The 16469-nt window shown below is 61.0% G+C and carries 11 protein-coding genes; 8 read left to right on the plus strand and 3 right to left on the minus strand.

Annotated features, from left to right (window positions below; genetic code table 11):
- Nucleotides 1-141 precede the first annotated feature (141 nt).
- The 6 genes from recC (at nt 142) to ACOYXI_RS22975 (ending at nt 11836) form a co-directional block, all read left to right on the plus strand.
- Complete coding sequence (gene recC / locus ACOYXI_RS22950; protein WP_134785382.1) at nt 142-3594, plus strand: exodeoxyribonuclease V subunit gamma; 3453 nt, start codon at nt 142-144, stop codon at nt 3592-3594.
- Nucleotides 3591-7280, plus strand: a complete 3690-nt coding sequence (recB, locus tag ACOYXI_RS22955) for an exodeoxyribonuclease V subunit beta (RefSeq protein ID WP_134785383.1) — start codon at nt 3591-3593, stop codon at nt 7278-7280. Before recC ends, recB begins: the two co-directional genes overlap by 4 nt.
- The gene (recD, locus tag ACOYXI_RS22960) at nt 7277-9376 is read left to right on the plus strand and encodes an exodeoxyribonuclease V subunit alpha (RefSeq protein ID WP_098967089.1); all 2100 of its coding nucleotides are present in this window, start codon (nt 7277-7279) and stop codon (nt 9374-9376) included. The genes recB and recD overlap by 4 nt, the downstream gene beginning before the upstream one ends.
- 120 nt (nt 9377-9496) lie before the next feature.
- Entirely contained in the window at nt 9497-10072 is a 576-nt protein-coding gene (locus ACOYXI_RS22965) for a YfiR family protein (RefSeq protein ID WP_027614152.1), read from the plus strand.
- Nucleotides 10069-11337 carry a diguanylate cyclase domain-containing protein gene (locus tag ACOYXI_RS22970; RefSeq protein ID WP_135294907.1) on the plus strand — a complete coding sequence of 423 codons (1269 nt, stop codon included), beginning with the start codon at nt 10069-10071 and terminating at the stop codon, nt 11335-11337. The genes ACOYXI_RS22965 and ACOYXI_RS22970 overlap by 4 nt, the downstream gene beginning before the upstream one ends.
- A gap of 43 nt (nt 11338-11380) precedes the next feature.
- Nucleotides 11381-11836 carry an OmpA family protein gene (locus ACOYXI_RS22975; RefSeq protein WP_171061906.1) on the plus strand — a complete coding sequence of 152 codons (456 nt, stop codon included), beginning with the start codon at nt 11381-11383 and terminating at the stop codon, nt 11834-11836.
- On the opposite strand, the gene ACOYXI_RS22980 is transcribed toward ACOYXI_RS22975, so the two are convergent.
- Nucleotides 11833-12780: a LysR family transcriptional regulator gene (locus tag ACOYXI_RS22980; protein WP_007962101.1), complete on the minus strand. Its 948-nt coding sequence runs from the start codon at nt 12778-12780 to the stop codon at nt 11833-11835. The genes ACOYXI_RS22975 and ACOYXI_RS22980 overlap by 4 nt on opposite strands.
- Before the next feature lie 151 nt (nt 12781-12931).
- Here ACOYXI_RS22980 and ACOYXI_RS22985 point away from each other — a divergent pair, with 151 nt between their 5' ends.
- A complete protein-coding gene (locus ACOYXI_RS22985; protein ID WP_007962100.1) occupies nt 12932-14458 on the plus strand; it encodes a CoA-acylating methylmalonate-semialdehyde dehydrogenase in 1527 nt (508 codons plus the stop codon).
- A gap of 9 nt (nt 14459-14467) precedes the next feature.
- Nucleotides 14468-15355, plus strand: a complete 888-nt coding sequence (gene mmsB / locus ACOYXI_RS22990) for a 3-hydroxyisobutyrate dehydrogenase (protein WP_098967092.1) — start codon at nt 14468-14470, stop codon at nt 15353-15355.
- A 248-nt stretch (nt 15356-15603) separates the two neighbouring features.
- Here mmsB and ACOYXI_RS22995 read toward each other — a convergent pair whose 3' ends face one another.
- Together ACOYXI_RS22995 and ACOYXI_RS23000 are read right to left on the minus strand one after the other, a co-directional pair.
- The gene (locus ACOYXI_RS22995) at nt 15604-15954 is read right to left on the minus strand and encodes a cupin domain-containing protein (RefSeq protein ID WP_003221437.1); all 351 of its coding nucleotides are present in this window, start codon (nt 15952-15954) and stop codon (nt 15604-15606) included.
- Between the two features lie 113 nt (nt 15955-16067).
- Complete coding sequence (locus tag ACOYXI_RS23000; protein ID WP_086793657.1) at nt 16068-16439, minus strand: MerR family transcriptional regulator; 372 nt, start codon at nt 16437-16439, stop codon at nt 16068-16070.
- Nucleotides 16440-16469 lie beyond the last annotated feature (30 nt).

The following is a 16469-nucleotide window of genomic DNA, read 5'->3' on the forward strand; positions in this document are numbered from 1 at the left end:
CCCCAATTGCGAAAGCAGTTGGGGTTTTGTTTTGCCCGCAGGAAAGTTCCTACAGCATGCGGTAGGCCCTTCCGGCTGTCACAGCCTGCCGACAGTGCTAAGGTTCTGCCTTGGCTTTTGTACTTTTCCAAGGAAGCTTTTATGCCGGACGCCTCGTCCCTCAACGCTGCATTCATGGTGGTCCAGAGCAATAGCCTGGACGAGCTGCGCAGCCTGGTGGTCAGCATCATGCGGCGCTACCCATTGGCTCCCTTGGAGAATGAAATCGCTCTGGTCCAAAGCAACGGTATCGCCCAATGGCTCAAGCTGGCATTGGCAGAAGATCCTGAAGAGGACGATCTCGGTGGTTGCGGAATAGCCGCTGCCATCGATGTGCAGCTTCCAGGCAGTTTCATGTGGCAGCTCTACCGTATGGTGTTGGGCCGAGACGAAATCCCCGCCACATCCCTGCTCGACAAAGCTCCCCTGACCTGGCGGCTGATGCGCCTGTTGCCGCAAGTGATTGATCGCCCCCATTTCGAACCGCTACAACGCTTCCTCACCCATGACACCGACTTGCGCAAGCGCTACCAGTTGTCCGAGCGCCTGGCAGACCTGTTTGACCAATATCAGGTGTATCGGGCCGACTGGCTCGAAGATTGGGCCGAGGGCCGGCATCAGTTACGTAATGTTCGAGGCGAGATAAAGCCACTGCCTCCAGTCAGTTGCTGGCAGGCTGAGCTGTGGCGTGCTCTTTTGGAAGATGTCGGTGAGCAAGGCATGGCCCAGAGCCGCGCCGGTGTTCATCAACGATTTATCGAGTGCATAAATTCCCTCGAACATGCACCAGCAGGACTACCCTCGCGGGTGATCGTGTTCGGTATATCCTCGTTGCCCGCCCAGGTGCTTGAAGCGTTGGCCGGACTCGCACGTTTCAGTCAGGTGCTGTTGTGTGTACACAACCCTTGCCGACACCACTGGGCCGATATCGTCGCCGACAAGGATCTGCTGCGTCATCAATACAAGCGTCAGAGCCGCAAGAACGGCATGCCGGTCGTACTCGATCCCGAAACGTTGCACCAACATGCTCATCCGCTGCTCGCCGCCTGGGGCAAGCAAGGCCGCGACTATATCAACCTGCTCGACAGTTACGATGACCCCAACAGCTATCGCGCGGCGTTTCGTGACGGGCGCATTGATCTGTTCAGCGAAAATCAGCCACATAACATGCTCAACCAACTTCAGGACGACATCCTCGAGTTGCGGCCACTCAATGAAACGCGTGAGCGCTGGCCTGCCGTTGACTTGACGCAGGATGGGTCGATCCGCTTCCACATAGCCCACAGTGCCCAGCGCGAAGTGGAAATCCTTCACGATCAGTTACTCGCACGCTTCAGCGCCAATCCAGATCTGCGCCCACGAGATGTAATTGTGATGGTGCCGGACATCGACAGCTATGCGCCGCATATCCGGGCGGTGTTCGGACAACTGGATCGACATGATCCACGCTTCATTCCATTTACCTTGGCCGACCAGGGCCAGCGGGGCCGCGATCCGTTGCTGATTGCTGTCGAGCACCTGCTGAAGCTGCCCGATAGTCGTTTCCCGGTGAGCGAGATCCTCGATCTGCTCGACGTCCCTGCGTTGCGCGCCCGATTTGGCGTACAAGAGCGTGATTTGCCTACTCTGCATCGCTGGATCGAAGGAGCAGGCGTGCGCTGGGGAATGAACGCCGGGCAACGTGCCGGCCTGGGCTTGCCGGATGAGCTTGAACAGAACAGCTGGCATTTCGGTTTGCGGCGGATGTTGTTGGGGTACGCAGTTGGCAGCTCCAGCGCCTGTGCCGGTATCGAACCCTACGATGAAATCGGTGGTCTGGATGCTGCGTTGATCGGTCCGTTGGTTGCCCTGCTCGATGCATTGGAACTGGCCCATCACGAACTCACTCAAGTCGCTCAGCCCAAGGTGTGGGGCCAGCGCCTGCAAATCCTGATGCAGCTGTTTTTCAAGGCCAGTAACGAGCACGACGATTATCTGCTCACGCAACTTGAGGAGTTGCGCGAAACCTGGCTGCAGACCTGTGAATCCGTTGGATTGGTCGATGAATTGCCGCTGACGGTGGTTCGTGAAGCCTGGCTCGCGGGGCTGGATCAGGGGCGTCTGTCCCAGCGTTTTCTCGCCGGCGCAGTAAACTTTTGCACGCTGATGCCCATGCGGGCGATCCCGTTCAAGCTTGTCTGTTTGCTGGGGATGAACGATGGCGATTATCCCCGGGCGCAACCCCCGCTGGACTTCGACCTCATGGGCAGTGACTACCGGCCAGGGGACCGTTCCCGGCGTGAAGACGATCGCTATCTGTTGCTCGAGGCGCTCCTGTCTGCGCGCGATCAGCTCTACATCAGTTGGGTCGGACGCAGCATTCGCGACAACAGTGAACGGCCTGCTTCAGTGCTGATCGGGCAGTTGCGCGATCACCTCGCCAGTGGCTGGCGGTCGCTCGATGAGCATCAGGATCTGTTGACCTCCATGACCGAGGAGCACCCCCTGCAACCGTTCAGTTCGCGCTATTTCCATGAAGGCGATCAACTATTCAGTTATGCCCGTGAATGGCAGGTCTTGCACCAGGTGCATGCGCCACAACATGAGATGGAGCTACTCGCGCCCCATGTTCAGGAGGAGCCGCTGAGTCTGGCTCTGCTGCAGGATTTCTTGCGTAACCCGGTCCGGCACTTTTTCACGCAGCGCCTCAAAGTGTACTTCGAGGCCGCCGAGGCGCCCCTGGCTGACGAAGAACCGTTCGTGCTGGACGCATTGCAACGCTACACACTGAGCGACAGCCTGCTCGAAGCCGCACTCCGGCAGCCGGACAATATCAATCGGGCACTCGAAGATCAGGCGCGGCGTTTGCAAAACAGCGGATTGCTGCCCATGGCCGGCTTCGGCGAATGCCTGCAACGAGAGTTGATCGAGCCGTTACCTGACTTGCTGCAACGTTACCAACACCTTCTGGCGTTATGGCCGACACCATTGACCAGCGCGCTCCCGGTCAGTCTTGAGTTGCAGGGCGTGCGTGTTGAAGGCTGGCTCGCCGGTTTGCATCAACGCGCTGACGGTGGCGTGTTGTCGGTCACGACCATTCCCAACAGCATCGGCTCGATCAAAAGTCGAAAATGGCATCGGTTGATCAAGCCGTGGGTCAATCACCTGGTGGCCTGCGCCAGCGGACTTATCCTGACCACGGCACTGGTGGCGAGTGACGATACGCTGCTGCTTGAGCCGACGGAGAAGGACCGAGCGGTTCGTTTTCTGGGTGATCTGCTGCTCGCCTGGCAGGCCGGCATGCGCCAGCCGCTGCCGATCGCGGTCAAGACGGCCTTCGCCTGGCTTGCGCAGACTGATCCGCTCAAGGCTGAGGCGGCTGCCAGAAAAGCCTACGAAGGCGACGGCCAGACCAGTGACGGTGAGCGCCGTGAAAGCCCTGCGCTGTCACGCCAATTCGCTGACTTTGACGCATTGAGTGCCGACGAAACATTCTCCGGTTGGTGCGACGCGTTGTATCGCCCCCTGTTGGAAGCGCCATGGCGCTCGTTGGCCAGCGAAGGGGCACGCGCATGAGTACCAAAACACCGCTGGCTCTGGCCTTCCCGCTGCACGGCAGTCAACTCATCGAAGCCAGTGCGGGTACCGGCAAGACCTTTACCATTTCTGCTCTCTATCTGCGGCTGATCCTTGGCCACGGCGGCGAATCGAGCGGCTTCGGCCGTGAATTGCTGCCCCCGCAGATTCTTGTGGTGACCTTCACCGATGCCGCCACCAAGGAGCTGCGTGAAAGAATCCGTACGCGGCTGGCCGAGGCTGCGCGGTTTTTCCGTGAAGAAACCCCGGCGCCGGATGGCTTGATTGCCGAGCTGCGCGAGCAGTTTGACCCGGCACAATGGCCCGGTTGCGCCAATCGCCTGGACATCGCCGCGCAATGGATGGATGAAGCGGCCGTCTCCACCATCCACAGTTGGTGCCAGCGCATGCTGCGCGAACACGCGTTCGACAGCGGCAGCCTGTTTACCCAGTCCCTGGAAACCGATCACAGCGATCTGCTCGGTGAAGTACTGCGCGATTACTGGCGACTGTTCTGTTACCCGATGCAGGGCGACGCGCTGAACTGGGTTCGCGCTAACTGGGGTGGGCCGGCAGCGTTGTTGCCACGAGTGCGCGGCCTGTTTGGCAGTGAGCGCGACAGTGATGACGGCAAGGTCCCCGCAGAGCTGATCGACGAGTGTCTGCAAGAACGGCGTGCCGCGTTGCTCGAGCTGAAGATGCCGTGGCGTCAGTGGGCCGATGAGCTGCTGGTGATCTGTCACGAAGGCGTTGCGAGCAAAGCCGTCGACGGACGCAAGATGCAGGCGCGCTACTTCGAGCCCTGGTTCGAGAAACTCAAGGCGTGGGCCGAAGACGAGGCCATGGAACAACTGGACATCGGCACCGGTTTCACCCGATTGACCCCTGACGGAATGGCCGAAGCCTGGAAGGGCCAGGCACCGAGTCATCCGGGTCTCGATGCGATGCCGGGGCTCAAGTCGAGCCTCGACGCGCTTCCCACCCCCGATGCCGCCGTATTGCAACATGCGGCGAGATGGGTGGGCGCGCGTTTTGAGGAAGAGAAGCGTCGTCGTGCGGAAATGGGGTTCGACGACATGCTGTTGCGCCTCGATGCGGCGTTGCAATCCGACAGCGGCGAGCGCCTTGCTGCGGTGATCCGCGAGCAGTTTCCGGTTGCTCTGATCGATGAGTTTCAGGACACCGACCCGGTGCAATACCGGATTTTCGAGAGCATCTACCGCATCGAGGATAACAGTCCGGATACCGGTCTGTTCCTGATCGGTGACCCCAAGCAGGCGATCTACGCGTTCCGTGGCGCCGATATCTACACCTACCTGCGTGCGCGTCAGGCCACTGCCGGCCGCCTGCATACGCTGGGCACCAACTTCCGCTCCAGCCATGGCATGGTCAACGCGGTCAATCACGTATTCGAACGCGCCGAGTCCCGCGAGCAGGGACGCGGCGCGTTTTTGTTTCGGGAAAAAACCGGGGAAAACCCGGTGCCGTTCCAGCCTGTTGAGTCTCAGGGGCGCAAAGAGCGGCTGCAGATTGCCGGGCACGATGTCGCGGCACTGAATGTCTGGCACCTGTCGACGGAGCAGCCGCTGTCAGGCGCGGTCTATCGCCAGCAGTTGGCGGCGGCCTGTGCCAGCGAAATCACCGCGTTGCTCAATGGCGGGCAAGCCGGTGCGGCGGGATTTGTCCGCGACGGAGAAGACTTCAGAGGCTTGCGACCCTCTGACATTGCGATTCTGGTACGCGACGGCAAAGAGGCCCAAGCCGTACGCGCAGAACTCGCGGCCCGTGGCGTGCGCAGCGTTTACCTGTCGGACAAGGACTCGGTGTTCGCCGCCCAGGAAGCGCATGACCTGCTCTCCTGGCTCAAGGCCTGCGCGGAGCCGGATGTCGAGCGCTCTCTGAAGGCTGCGCTGGCTTGCATCACCCTCAATCTGCCGTTGGCTGAACTGGAACGTTTGAATCAGGACGAGTTGGTCTGGGAAGCCCGGGTCATGCAGTTTCGTGGCTATCGCGAACTGTGGCGCAAGCAAGGTGTGCTGCCGATGTTACGGCGCCTGCTGCACGACTTTCACCTGCCGCAGACCCTGATCGCACGCAGTGATGGCGAGCGGGTACTGACCAACCTTTTGCACTTGTCGGAACTGATGCAGCAGGCTGCCGCTGAGCTTGATGGCGAGCAAGCGCTGATTCGTCATCTGGCCGAGCTTCTGGCGTTGTCCGGTCAGGCCGGCGAAGAGCAGATATTGCGTCTGGAGAGTGACGAGCAACTGGTCAAGGTCGTGACCATTCACAAGTCCAAAGGGCTTGAGTATCCACTGGTGTTCCTGCCGTTCATCTGCTCGGCAAAACCGGTGGATGGCAGTCGCTTGCCGCTGCATTACCACGATGCCTCCGGCAAAGCCCAGGTGACACTGAAGCCGACCGCCGAATTGATCGCCCTGGCGGATGACGAGCGTCTGGCCGAGGACCTGCGTCTGCTCTACGTCGCCCTGACTCGCGCGCAACATGCCTGCTGGCTGGGTGTCACGGACCTCAAACGCGCTAATAACAACGGTTCGGTGCTTCATCTTTCGGCGCTTGGCTATCTGCTGGGTGGCGGCGCAAGGCTGGATGAGTCAACCGGTCTGAGCCGCTGGCTGCAGGATTTGCAGCAGAACTGCACGGCCATCAGTTTGGGGGAGTTGCCTCAAGCCACTCAGGAGATCTACCGGCCCGAGCGTAACGAAGCGATCCTCAGCGCTACATTGGTGCCCAAGCGCAAGGCCAGCGAAAACTGGTGGATTGCCTCCTACAGTGCTTTGCGCATCAGTGACGTATTGAGCGTGGGCAGCGATGAGGCGCCGGACAGTCCACAAGCGCAAAAGCTGTTTGATGATGAGCGTCTCGACCCGGAAGCGCCACGCGAGATCGTGGCCGGTGGCGCCGATATTCATCGTTTTCCCCGCGGTCCGAATCCGGGAACCTTTCTTCATGGTCTGCTCGAATGGGCCGGAGACGAAGGTTTTGCCGTTCCTTTTGAAACGCTCAAGGATGCGATTGGCCGGCGCTGCAACCTGCGTGGTTGGGAGGGGTGGATCACCACCCTGAGTGACTGGCTGCAACACTTGCTCAAGTCGTCGCTGCCAGCAGGTGGCGGACAGCCTCCGGTGGTTCTCGAGCAACTGAAACAGTACCGCGTCGAGATGGAGTTCTGGTTCGCCAGCCACAAGGTCGATGTTCTCAAACTCGATGAGTGGGTGCGCCAGTACACCCACAACGGTGTGGCACGAGTAGCCGCCGAGCCAGTACAGCTCAACGGCATGTTCAAAGGCTTCATCGACCTGACCTTCGAACATGAAGGGCGCTACTACGTGGCCGACTACAAATCCAACTGGCTGGGTGTCGACGATGCGGCCTATACCGAGCAAGCCATGGAGCGCTCGATTCTCGACAACCGTTATGACCTGCAATACGTGTTGTATCTGCTGGCGTTGCATCGACAACTGAAGGCGCGGTTGCCTGACTACGATTACGATCGGCATGTCGGTGGTGCGTTGTATGTGTTTCTGCGCGGGACCCGGGCAGACAGTCGCGGGGTGTATTTTGCGCGGCCGCCGCGCGAACTGATCGAGCGCCTGGATCGTCTTTTCCAGGGTAAGCCGGAACCCAAGGCCGAACCCGCATGGGAACAGGGAGTCCTGCTATGAGCCGTACCTTCGCCGATCTGTCATCGGCTATCGACAACCCGTCGAGCCTGGCGCCACTGACCAGTGCCTCGGATCTGCTGATCTTGCTTGGTCGCTGGGTCGAGCGAGGCTGGCTTCGTTCGCTGGACAAGGCCTTTATCAGTTTTCTGTACGAACTCGCACCCCAGTCCGATCCACTGGTGTTGCTCGCTGCCGCACTGACCAGCCATCAACTGGGTCACGGACATGTCTGCCTCGACCTGTTCGAAACCCTCAAGGCCCCGGATTTCGCCCTGTCTTTACCTCCTGAAGGCGATGAGCAAAGTGATGTCTTGCTCCTGCCGTCGCAGCTGCTTGAAACGCTGGATGGCGCCCATTGGTGCAAGGTGCTGGCGAGCAGCGCTCTGGTTGCACTGGCTGCGGACAATAGCGAAGCGGCGCATCAGCGACCGTTGGTGCTGTCCGGCAAGCGTCTGTATCTGCGGCGCTACTGGGCCTATGAGCGGCGTATCGATGCGGCGTTACGCACACGTCTGGCCCAAGGCGAAACGCCGCCGGATGACTTGCCCCAACGTCTCGATGAATTGTTCGGCCCCGCCAGGCCCGGAGCAGTGATCGACTGGCAGAAACTCGCCTGCGCGCTTGCCACTCGGGGAGCCTTCAGCATCATCACGGGCGGCCCGGGAACTGGCAAAACCACCACGGTGGTGCGTCTGCTCGCGCTGCTTCAGGCGCCGGCGGTGGAAGCCGGTCAGCCGTTGCGCATTCGTCTGGCGGCGCCCACGGGCAAGGCTGCTGCGAGGTTGACCGAGTCCATCAGCCAGCAAGTGCAGTCGCTGCAAGTCACCGAAGACGTGCGCGAGAAGATCCCCTGCGACGTGACCACTGTCCATCGTTTGTTGGGCAGCCGGCCCGGCACCCGACACTTCCGCCACCATGCCGGCAACCGCTTGCCGCTGGACGTGCTGGTGGTCGATGAAGCTTCCATGATCGACCTGGAAATGATGGCTAACCTGCTCGATGCGTTGCCGGCGCATGCGCGTCTGGTGTTGCTCGGTGACAAGGATCAACTCGCCTCCGTAGAGGCCGGGGCGGTGCTCGGCGATCTGTGCCGCGATGCCGAGGCAGGCTGGTACAACCCGCAGACCCGGCGGTGGCTGGAGTCGGTCAGTGGTGAGTCATTACAGGACAGTGGCCTGCACGAGGACCACGACGGCTCGCATCCTTTGGCTCAGCAACTGGTGATGCTGCGCCATTCCCGACGCTTCGGTGAAGGCAGCGGCATCGGTCAGCTGGCGCGGCGGGTCAATCAGCAGTTGCCGGAGGAGGCGCGCCAGTTGCTGGCGGCCGGTCACTATGATGACGTGTTTTCCCTGCCGCTCAAGGGCGAACACGATCACACGTTCGAGCGGCTGCTGCTCGACGGTCATGGGGAAGGTCCAAAGGGTTATCGCCACTATCTGAATATCCTGCGCCAACAACGCCCGCCAGCGGAAAGACCGCTGGAGCATCCGGACTGGATCAACTGGGCGCGGGAAGTGCTGCAGGCGTTCGACACCTTCCAGTTGTTGTGTGCTGTGCGCAAGGGGCCTTGGGGCGTTGAAGGGTTGAATCTGCGGATCACCGAAACGCTGGTCAAGGCACGCCTGATCGAGCATGACCAGCAATGGTACGAAGGCCGGCCGGTGCTGATGACGCGCAACGATTACGGTCTGGGTCTGATGAACGGCGATATTGGCATTGCCCTCAAGTTGCCCGAGCGCGAAGGCCCGGACGCCGGCAAACCGGTGCTGCGCGTGGCCTTTCCGCGTAACGACGGGCAGGGCGGTGTGCGTTTCGTGCTGCCGAGCCGGCTCAACGATGTGGAAACGGTGTACGCGATGACGGTGCACAAATCCCAGGGCTCCGAGTTCGCCCACACCGCGCTGATCCTGCCGGACGCCTTGAATCCGGTGTTGACCAAGGAATTGATCTATACCGGTATTACCCGGGCCAAACACTGGTTCACTTTGATCGAGCCCCGGGCCGGCGTGTTTGAAGAGGCGGTGCAGCGCAAGGTCAAGCGCCTGAGCGGATTGATGCTGGAACTGGAAGAAGGTGGCGAGGTTCGGGAATGAAATAGCCTGATGTTCGGTGCCGATTACTGACCAACTGGTCAGCAGCTGCTGTCTCGCTGGTGTTACTGCGCTGTGCTATCGTTGCGGCATCATTTCGGTACGATCCAAGAGAATCCCTGCATGAAGGTGGCTGTCTGGGCGACAGAGCGCGTGGTTCGCTGCAAGCACGCATTGCTTGTCGGTCTGCTCTGTTTGCTGACCGGCGCCGCCATGGCGCAGGCACAGACGCCGGTGGGCATGGCCGAGCAGCGCGCCCAGTCGGTGACGCAGGTTGTGCTGGGCATCCTCAGTTACGCGCGCTGGCCGGTGGAACCTGCACAATTGCGCCTGTGCATCGTCGGCCCCACCGAATACACCGATGACCTGGTCAAAGGCACTACGCAAGCCACCGGTCGTCCGGTCGCTGTGCGCCGACTGCTGGCCGACAACCCGGCGATCGTCAGCGAATGCGATGCGGTATACATCGGCAAACTCACCGCAGATGAACGCAGTCGGCTGTTCACCTCATTGATCGGCCATCCGGTGCTGAGCATCAGCGAAGGTGGCGATCAGTGCACGGTCGGCAGCCTGTTCTGCCTGCGGGTCGGCGATCAGCAAGTTTCCTTCGAGGTCAATCTCGACTCTGTCGCCCGCAGCGGCGTACGCATCCACCCAAGCGTACTGCAGTTGTCGCGCCGCAAACCGGCGGCACCATGAAGCTGTTTCGTTCCAGGAGCCGCCCGACACTGGGCTCGGTCATCGGCCGCGGCCATTTGATTGTCGCGCTGGTGGCCGTGACGATGGCCAGCGTGTCGCTGACCCTGCTGGGCGTTCTCGCGCTGCGGGTGTACGCCGATCACAACCTGCATCTGATTGCACGTTCGATCAGCTACACCGTGGAAGCGGCGGTGGTGTTCAACGATAAGGACGCCGCCACCGAAGCGCTGGCCTTGATCGCGTCCACCGAAGAGGTGGCGGATGCCCAGGTGTTCGACACACAGGGGCAGTTGCTGGCGCGTTGGCAGCGGCCCGAAAACGGTCTGTTTTCCCAACTGGAAATGCAGGCTGCCCGGACCATTCTGGAAAAGCCGATCAGCCTGCCGATCATGCATCAGGACCGTGAAATTGGGCGTATTCTGCTGGTCGGTCACGGCGGTAGCCTGATGCGCTTCTTGCTCAGCGGTCTGGCGGGGATCATTCTCTGCACCGCAATCAGTGCCTGGGTCGCGCTGTATCTGGCGCGCCGACAGCTGCGCAGCATTACCGGCCCGCTTCGCAGCCTCGCGGCGGTGGCCCACGCTGCCCGCAGCGAGCGAGCACTGGATCGCCGGGTACCGCCGGCGCAGATCGCCGAGCTCGACAACCTCGGCAACGACTTCAATGCCCTGCTCGATGAACTCGAATCCTGGCAGACCCATCTGCAAAGCGAGAACGAAACCCTCGCCCATCAGGCCAGCCACGACAGCCTCACCGGTTTGCCCAACCGGGCGTTTTTCGAGGGGCGATTGATTCGCGCCTTGCGCAACGCCGGCAAGCTCAATGAGCGGGTGGCGGTGCTGTTTCTCGACAGCGACCGCTTCAAAGGCATCAATGACAACTTCGGTCACGCCGCTGGCGACGCGGTGCTGGTGGCGGTCGCCAATCGGATCCGCGCGCAACTGCGTGAAGAGGATCTGGTGGCGCGGCTCGGCGGCGACGAGTTCGCCGTACTGCTCGCGCCGCTGCACAAGATCGAGGACGCCGAGCGCATTGCTGACAAGATTCTCGCCAGCATGGACATGCCCATCGCGCTGCCGGGCGATACCAGTGTGGTGACGTCGCTCAGTATCGGCATTGCGGTTTTCCCCGATCATGGCGCCACGCCAGGTGCCTTGCTCAACGCCGCCGACGCCGCGATGTATCAGGCCAAGCGCCTGTCGCGTGGCGCTCAATTCACTGCCGGGTCGGAGAGCCCGGTCGTCAATCTGCAAACCAGGAGCTGATTCCGTGTTCACATTTCCCGCTCGACTGTTTTCCGCCTTGCTGATGATCGCCGTACTGGCGCTGACCGGGTGCCAGACCGCACCGCAGAAAGGCCTGACCCCGGCGCAGATCGCCGTCCTCAAACAACAAGGCTTCGAAGCGACCGACGAGGGCTGGGAGTTTGGCCTGTCCGGCAAAGTGCTGTTTGGCAGCGATATCGAAAGCCTGAACAACCAGAGCACCGAAATCGTCGAACGCATCGGCAAGGCACTGCTCGGCGTCGGTATCGAGCGGGTGCGGGTCGACGGTCATACCGATGCCTCGGGCAAGGAAACCTACAACCAGCAACTGTCGCTGCGTCGGGCCAAAAGCGTGGCCAAAGTGCTGACCACCGTCGGCATGAAGGAAGAGAACATTCAGCTGCGCGGACTGGGCAGCAGCGAGCCGGTGGCGTCCAATGACACTGCCGCCGGACGCACCGAAAATCGCCGGGTGTCGATTGTGGTCAGCGCCGATTAATCGGCAAACCGCATCTCGCGGGTCTGCCCCATCAGCAGACCCTGATTACGCTCGGTCACCTCACGGATGTAATCCCACAACAGGGTGATCCGCTTCAATTTCCTGAGATCCTCCCGGCAGTACATCCAGAACTGCCGGGTGATGTCGATTTCCTCGGGCAGCACCGGCAGCAGGCGCGGATCCTGCGCCGCGAGGAAGCACGGCAGAATCGCCAGTGAACGCCCTTGCTGCGCCGCGACGAACTGCGCGATCACGCTGGTGCTGCGCAGGTTTGCGCTGGCGCCGGGCAGCACGTTCGCCAGGTAAAGCAGCTCCGAGCTGAACGCCAGGTCATCCACATAACTGATGAATTGATGCTTGCCCAAATCGGCCGGGCGGCGGATCGGTGGGTGCTGGTCGAGGTAGTCCTGGGTTGCGTACAGCTGCAAGCGGTAGTCGCAGAGTTTGCAGCACACGTACGGGCCGTGTTCCGGGCGCTCCAGCGCAATGACGATATCGGCTTCGCGTTTGGACAGACTGATGAAGTGCGGCAGCGGCAGGATGTCCACCGAGATCGCCGGGTAGGCGTCGACGAAGTGGCTCAGCTGCGGGGTGATGAAAAAACTGCCGAAACCTTCGGTGCAGCCCATGCGTACATGCCCGGAAAGTGCCACACCAGAGCCCGAGACCTGCTCGCAAGCCATGTGCAACGTGCTTTCAATCGACTCGGCATAGCCCAGCAAACGCTGGCCTTCAGTGGTCAGGACAAAACCGCTGGTGCGCGATTTTTCGAACAGCAACGTACCCAATGCCGCTTCCAGCGAACTGATGCGCCGCGACACGGTGGTGTAGTCGACGGCGAGCCGTTTGGCCGCGGTGCTGGCCTTGCGGGTACGGGCGACTTCGAGGAAAAACTTCAGGTCGTCCCAGTTCAGCGACCCCAGGGAGGTGATGTTTTTTTGCATGATGGACGGGCTTATATGTGCGTTCTTATTAGAAGTTTGCACATCTATACTCCAAAAACAGTCACGACAACCAATTCGTGACACACGCCTCATCTCAAGGCGAACCCTTTCGCCTTGGCTCCTACGATAAAAACAAGTTTCGGAGACCAGCATGAACGCATCGCTTACGCCCAACGAAACCACGGTCCAGAAGGTCAAGTTGCTGATCGACGGCGAGTGGGTCGAATCGCAGACCACCGAGTGGCACGACATCGTCAACCCGGCGACCCAGCAAGTGCTGGCCAAGGTTCCGTTCGCCACTGCCGCTGAAGTCGACGCCGCCATCAGTGCCGCGCACCGCGCGTTCCAGACCTGGAAACTGACCCCGATCGGCGCGCGGATGCGCATCATGCTCAAGCTGCAGGCACTGATCCGCGAGCACTCCAAGCGCATCGCTGTAGTGCTGAGCGCCGAGCAGGGCAAGACTATTGCCGACGCCGAGGGCGATATTTTCCGTGGCCTGGAAGTGGTCGAACACGCCTGTTCCATCGGCACCCTGCAAATGGGCGAGTTCGCCGAAAACGTGGCCGGCGGTGTCGATACCTACACCCTGCGCCAGCCAATCGGCGTGTGCGCCGGCATCACCCCGTTCAACTTCCCGGCGATGATTCCGCTGTGGATGTTCCCGATGGCCATCGCTTGCGGCAACACCTTCGTCTTGAAGCCTTCCGAGCAGGATCCACTGTCGACCATGCTCCTGGTGGAACTGGCGATCGAGGCCGGCGTTCCGGCCGGCGTGCTCAACGTGGTGCACGGTGGCAAGGACGTCGTCGATGGCCTGTGTACCCACAAGGACATCAAAGCCGTATCGTTCGTTGGTTCGACCGCGGTCGGTACGCACGTTTACGACCTGGCCGGCAAGCACGGCAAACGCGTGCAATCGATGATGGGTGCGAAGAACCATGCCGTGGTGCTGCCGGACGCCAATCGCGAGCAAGCGCTGAATGCCTTGGTCGGCGCCGGTTTCGGTGCGGCAGGGCAACGCTGCATGGCCACCTCGGTGGTGGTGCTGGTTGGTGCGGCGAAACAATGGCTGCCGGATCTGAAAGCGCTGGCGCAGAAACTCAAGGTCAACGCCGGCAGCGAGGCGGGCACCGATGTCGGCCCGGTGATCTCGAAGAAAGCCAAGGCGCGGATTCTCGATCTGATCGAAAGCGGCATCAAGGAAGGCGCCAAGCTTGAACTCGATGGTCGCGACATCAAGGTGCCGGGCTACGAACAAGGCAACTTCGTCGGCCCGACCCTGTTCTCGGGCGTGACCACTGACATGCAGATCTATACCCAGGAAATCTTCGGCCCGGTGCTGGTGGTGCTGGAAGTCGACACCCTCGATCAGGCCATCGCACTGGTCAACGCCAACCCGTTCGGCAACGGTACGGGCCTGTTCACCCAGAGCGGTGCGGCGGCGCGCAAATTCCAGACGGAAATCGACGTCGGCCAGGTCGGCATCAACATCCCGATTCCGGTGCCGGTGCCGTTCTTCAGCTTCACCGGTTCCCGTGGTTCGAAACTCGGCGACCTGGGTCCGTACGGCAAGCAAGTGGTGCAGTTCTACACCCAGACCAAAACGGTCACGGCGCGCTGGTTCGATGACGACAGCGTCAACGACGGCGTGAACACCACCATCAACCTGCGCTGAGGACTGGCCATGAAAATCGCATTTATCGGTCTGGGCAACATGGGCGCGCCGATGGCGCGCAACCTGATCAAGGCCGGCCATTCACTGAATCTGGTCGACCTGAACAAGACGGTGCTGGCGGAGCTTGAGCAACTGGGCGGCACTATCCGCGCCTCGGCCCGTGAGGCCGCCGAAGACGCCGAGCTGGTGATCACCATGCTCCCGGCGGCGGTGCATGTGCGCAGCGTCTGGCTCGGTGAGGACGGTGTGCTCGCCGGTATCGGCAAAGGTGTGCCGGCGGTGGATTGCAGCACCATCGATCCGCAGACCGCCCGCGATGTGGCCGCCGCTGCTGCCAAACAAGGCGTGGCCATGGCTGATGCACCGGTCTCCGGCGGCACTGGCGGCGCGACCGCCGGCACGCTGACCTTCATGGTCGGCGCCACTCCGGAACTGTTCGTCACCCTGCAACCGGTGCTGGCGCAGATGGGCCGCAACATCGTGCATTGCGGCGAAGTCGGCACCGGGCAGATCGCCAAGATCTGTAACAACCTGCTGCTGGCGATCTCGATGGTCGGCGTCAGCGAAGCCATGGCGCTGGGCGATGCACTGGGGATCGACACCTCGGTGCTGGCCGGGATCATCAACAGCTCGACCGGGCGTTGCTGGAGTTCGGAAATGTACAACCCGTGGCCGGGCATCGTCGAAACGGCGCCGGCCTCGCGCGGTTATACCGGTGGGTTTGGTGCCGAACTGATGCTCAAGGATCTGGGGCTGGCGACCGAAGCAGCGCGTCAGGCGCATCAACCGGTGGTGCTCGGCGCGGTGGCGCAGCAGTTGTATCAGGCGATGAGCCAGCGCGGGGAGGGTGGCAAGGACTTCTCGGCGATTATCAACAGCTATCGCAAGCCACAGTAACTTGGACATCAATACTTTTTGTGGCAACGGAGACTTTGTGGTGAGGGGATTTATCCCCGATCGACTGTGTAGCAGTCGCAACCACTGAGCCTGCGTTTCAACTGACACAATGCGGGGGGGCGCTTTGCGCCCATCGGGGATAAATCCCCTCGCCACAAATCTCACAGGCGCCACAACCATGGCGTCAGCCAGAATGCAGTAGGTGTTGCCGGGAAATCACGTCGGGTGGTTTCCCGGCTTTTTTTGCATCAGGCGAAGACGAAATATTTGCGTACGGTCTCGACCACTTCCCAGGTGCCTTTCATCCCCGGTTCAACCACGAAGATGTCGCCGGCTCGCAGGTGGATTGGCGCCATGCCGTCCGGGGTGATGATGCAGTAGCCTTCCTGGAAGTGGCAGTACTCCCACTTCACATAATCGACCCGCCACTTGCCCGGGGTGCAGATCCAGGTGCCCATGATCTTGCTGCCGTCTTCGCTGGTGTAAGCGTTGAGGTTGACGGTGTGCGGGTCACCTTCGAGTTTTTCCCATTTGCAGGCATCGAGTACCGGCAGCGGGTGGGTGTCGCGCAGAACGGTGATGGGGGCGGTCGCGGTCATGAGAACTCCGGGCAGTGGGCGGATGGCAAAGAAACCAACTCGCACCCTATAGCGCCCGGTTGCCGCTCAGTTGTCTGTGCTCGACATCGAGCTGCTCAGAAACGCGCAAACCGTCAAAGGTTTTCCAGCGGGCATTCGACCCGCGCCCGTTCAAGGTCGATTTCGAAACCTTCCAGTTGCGCGTATTGCCGCGTCAGCTCAGCGATGCTGCTGTTGATCTCGCGTTTTTTTGCCTCGATAGCCTGTTGGGCCAGATCCCATGGCATGGCCTCGCCATGATGCGCGGCAAAAATCGTCTGCAATTCCCGGAGCCTGAAGCCCATCTCTTTTGCGCATTTGATGAAGATCAGCAGTTCGATGCTTTGTTGGTCGTAGAGGCGATATTTACCTTGGCGCCGGGGCGTGGGCAGCAAACCGATCGACTCATAGTGGCGAATGCTTTTGATGGTGGTGCCGGCACGTTGCGCGGCTTGGCCGATGTACATAAAAGTCCTTTTTCAATGTGAAACCATGCG

The organism is Pseudomonas sp. G3-19 (assembly GCF_054855875.1).

Coding starts and splice junctions, on each gene's coding strand:
- recC (WP_134785382.1), top strand. CDS start 142: ATGCCGGACGCCTCGTCCCTCAACGCTGCATTCATGGTGGTCCAGAGC.
- recB (WP_134785383.1), top strand. CDS start 3,591: ATGAGTACCAAAACACCGCTGGCTCTGGCCTTCCCGCTGCACGGCAGT.
- recD (WP_098967089.1), top strand. CDS start 7,277: ATGAGCCGTACCTTCGCCGATCTGTCATCGGCTATCGACAACCCGTCG.
- ACOYXI_RS22965 (WP_027614152.1), top strand. CDS start 9,497: ATGAAGGTGGCTGTCTGGGCGACAGAGCGCGTGGTTCGCTGCAAGCAC.
- ACOYXI_RS22970 (WP_135294907.1), top strand. CDS start 10,069: ATGAAGCTGTTTCGTTCCAGGAGCCGCCCGACACTGGGCTCGGTCATC.
- ACOYXI_RS22975 (WP_171061906.1), top strand. CDS start 11,381: ATGATCGCCGTACTGGCGCTGACCGGGTGCCAGACCGCACCGCAGAAA.
- ACOYXI_RS22980 (WP_007962101.1), bottom strand. CDS start 12,780: ATGCAAAAAAACATCACCTCCCTGGGGTCGCTGAACTGGGACGACCTG.
- ACOYXI_RS22985 (WP_007962100.1), top strand. CDS start 12,932: ATGAACGCATCGCTTACGCCCAACGAAACCACGGTCCAGAAGGTCAAG.
- mmsB (WP_098967092.1), top strand. CDS start 14,468: ATGAAAATCGCATTTATCGGTCTGGGCAACATGGGCGCGCCGATGGCG.
- ACOYXI_RS22995 (WP_003221437.1), bottom strand. CDS start 15,954: ATGACCGCGACCGCCCCCATCACCGTTCTGCGCGACACCCACCCGCTG.
- ACOYXI_RS23000 (WP_086793657.1), bottom strand. CDS start 16,439: ATGTACATCGGCCAAGCCGCGCAACGTGCCGGCACCACCATCAAAAGC.